The organism is Albidovulum sediminis (genome assembly GCF_025380365.1).
Lineage (GTDB): Bacteria > Pseudomonadota > Alphaproteobacteria > Rhodobacterales > Rhodobacteraceae > Albidovulum > Albidovulum sediminis.
In genome coordinates, this window is record NZ_JAOCQF010000014.1 from 1 (window position 1) to 2,809 (window position 2,809).

Annotated in this window: 4 protein-coding genes; all 4 read right to left on the minus strand. The window is 61.3% G+C overall.

Translation table 11 applies throughout. The annotated features are described in order from the left end of the window. Window positions 1-15: 15 nt before the first annotated feature. Window positions 16-312: a hypothetical protein gene (locus N5I32_RS21160; protein ID WP_261497889.1), complete on the minus strand. Its 297-nt coding sequence runs from the start codon at window positions 310-312 to the stop codon at window positions 16-18. Further along, complete coding sequence (tnpC, locus tag N5I32_RS21165; protein WP_261497890.1) at window positions 312-1,934, minus strand: IS66 family transposase; 1,623 nt, start codon at window positions 1,932-1,934, stop codon at window positions 312-314. The genes N5I32_RS21160 and tnpC overlap by 1 nt, the downstream gene beginning before the upstream one ends. 62 nt (window positions 1,935-1,996) lie before the next feature. Next, window positions 1,997-2,344 (minus strand): IS66 family insertion sequence element accessory protein TnpB, encoded by a 348-nt coding sequence (tnpB, locus tag N5I32_RS21170; protein ID WP_261497891.1) that lies wholly within the window; start codon window positions 2,342-2,344, stop codon window positions 1,997-1,999. Then, window positions 2,341-2,709 (minus strand): IS66-like element accessory protein TnpA, encoded by a 369-nt coding sequence (gene tnpA / locus N5I32_RS21175; RefSeq protein WP_261497892.1) that lies wholly within the window; start codon window positions 2,707-2,709, stop codon window positions 2,341-2,343. The genes tnpB and tnpA overlap by 4 nt, the downstream gene beginning before the upstream one ends. Window positions 2,710-2,809: the final 100 nt, after the last annotated feature.

A 2,809-nucleotide genomic window follows, 5' to 3' on the forward strand; every position in this document is an offset into this window, starting at 1 on the left:
GTAACCGGCCGGTTGTTACCGCGGTGATTGGGCCTTGATACGGGCGACGAGTTCTGTGCCGTTGACGAAGTCGTCGAGGAATTCGTGCCATCTTTCGCTTGTTATGCGGGCATCCCTGAGCATGTCTGTCAGTTCCTCGATGCCGTAGTCGGTCAGTGCGGTGATGGCCTCCTCCGGCCCAGTTTGGACGGTGATGATCGAGCCATAGGTCAGGTTATCGTCATTGCAGACGATGGCTTCGAGAAGCTCCAGATCTTCGTCCATCATTTTGGCGGCGTATTCGAGGGAGCAGATGTGGGTGATGGCGGCCATCAGGCAGCCTCAGCATTTAGAACTGCGCGGGGCGACCAATTCCATGGCAGCAACTCATCGAGGCGATTGATCTTGTGATCGTGGATGCGGGTCAGAATGTCAGCCAGATAGGCCTGCGGATCGAGGCCGTTCATCTTGGCAGTCTCAACGATGGTCATGGCACGCGCGAGGGTCTCCGCACCGGTATCTGCCCCGGCGAATAGCCAATTCTTTCTTCCGATTCCAATAGGTCTGAGGGCGCGCTCGGCCGGATTGTTATCAATGGCAACCCGCCCGTCTTCGAGGAACAGGCTGAATGCGGCGCGTCGGCTGAGCCCATAGCGGAAGGCCTTGGCCAGATCACCCTTGCCGGGGATCAGTGCCAGCTGGCTCTCGGCCCAGGCGAAGAAGGCATCGACCTTCGGGGCGCTGTGTTTCTGGCGAGCCGCAAGGCGGATGTCGGCGGACTGACCGGTGATTTCGCGCTCGATATCATAGATCGCACCGATACGGTCCAGCGCCTCGCGGGCGATGGTAGATTTGGTTTTGCTCCACTCATCGTGGAAATCACGCCGCAGGTGCGCCCAACACGCCGCCTCACGCAGCCGGGGCGTTCCATCAGCGTCCGGAGCATAGAGCTTGGCATAGCCCTTGTAGGCATCAGCTTGCAGGATGCCGCGGGTCTTGGCCAGATGGTGATGGACGTGTTCTTCTTTCCAATCCGGCGCAAAAGTGTAGACCGCGCTCGGGGGCGAGGCACCCGCCCAAGGCCGCTGGTCGCGAACATAGGCCCAGATCCGACCCTTCTTCACGCCCTTGCCCAGGCCCCTGTCACGCAAGGATTTGTCCAGAACGCGGATCGGGGTGTCGTCGGCGTGGAGCAGATCACTGGCCATGACATCTGCCTCGATCCTCTCGATCAGCGGGGCCAGCACCTTCATCGCGCGCCCGCACCAGTCGACCAGCGTGCTGTCGGGAATATCCGCGCCCATGCGCGCGAAGATTTCGTTCTGGCGATAGAGCGGGATATGATCGTCGAACTTCGAGACCAGAATGAAGGCCAACAGCGCAGCGCTTGCCATGCTGCCAGGGATGGGTCTGCTGGGTGCGGGTTCCTGCACCATACGCTCGCAGCGGCGGCAGGACTTCTTAAGCCGTGCGATCTGCAAGACCTTGAGTTGCGCCGCGACCAGATCGAGCATCTCGCTGACATCTTCGCCCACAAGACGCAGGTCGCCACCGCAATCCGGACAGCAGGTCCCGGGGTCAAGCTCGCGGCGCTCGCGCGGCGTGGTGTCAGACACACGGGGACGACGGCGGGATTTGCGTTCAGCGGTCTCATCGTTGGCGGATGCAGGCGCATCACCGTCGGTAGCCTCCGCAGAAGCAGTGGTGCTCTCAGCCGTTGCGATCAGCAGGTCTTCCAGCGCGAGTTCCAACTGTTCAATCTCGCGCTCGACCTTCTCCGAGGATTTGCCGAAAGCCTGCTTCTTCAGTTTTGCGATGCGCAGCCGCAGGGTCTGGATCAACTGATCGTGGGCCCGGATTGTCGCCGACATCCGCGCATTCTCTGCCTGAAGGGAAGCGATCATCGCCTTCAAAAGCGCGGGGTCTTCGGGCAGGATTGCGGCATCACTCGACATGCCGCTGACTACCATAAATCAGCAGAACATGCCATAAAAACAAGGCATTTCAGGTAGATAAATCATCCCACCCTTGCCGGTGGTGCGCCCCAATCCGGCCTGCGCCAGTCGATCCCTTCCCAGAGCATGGCCAGCTGCGCCGAGGTCAGGCGCGTAGCCCCGGAGGAAGTGTTGGGCCAAGGAAAACGCCCGCGCTGGAGCACCTTGTAATACAGGCAAAATCCCTGGCCATCCCAATAGAGAAGCTTTAACCGGTCGCCTTTGCGACCCCGAAACGCAAACACCGCGCCGCCCGTCGGCTTCTGGCGCAGCACATCCTGCGCCAGCGCCGCCAGACCTGCGATTCCCTTGCGCATGTCAGTCGCGCCGCAGGCAAGATAGACCCGAACACCGGTGCCCGGCCCGATCATGCGCCATCCACCGCGCGGATCAATCGCGTCAGCGCCGTGTCGTCAATGGCACTCTCGAACCGCAGCATGCGCCCCTTCGCCAGACGAAGCTCGATCCAGACAGCAGGCGCAGGATTGGTCACGGCGGGCAGATCCGGAACGGATGGCACGTCAACTGGCAGAAACAGCGCCCCTGCGTCCGGGGACCAGAGGCCTTTCCGCTTCAGCTCATGACGCCAGGCATAAATCTGTTGCCGGGTCACATCGTGGCGCTGCGCGACCTGCGTCACCGTCGCACCGCCCACACCGACTGCACTCACCATCGCCAGCTTTTCGTCATCATCCCAGCGGCGACGCCGTTCAATCCCCAGAATTTCGCCCCGCATAACCCCTCCGCGCATGAGAGACGTCATTAACGACGTCGCTATGCACGTCTCTTAGGCCATCAGCCCGACCCAAGGCAGGCGGTAACAATCGGCCGGTTAC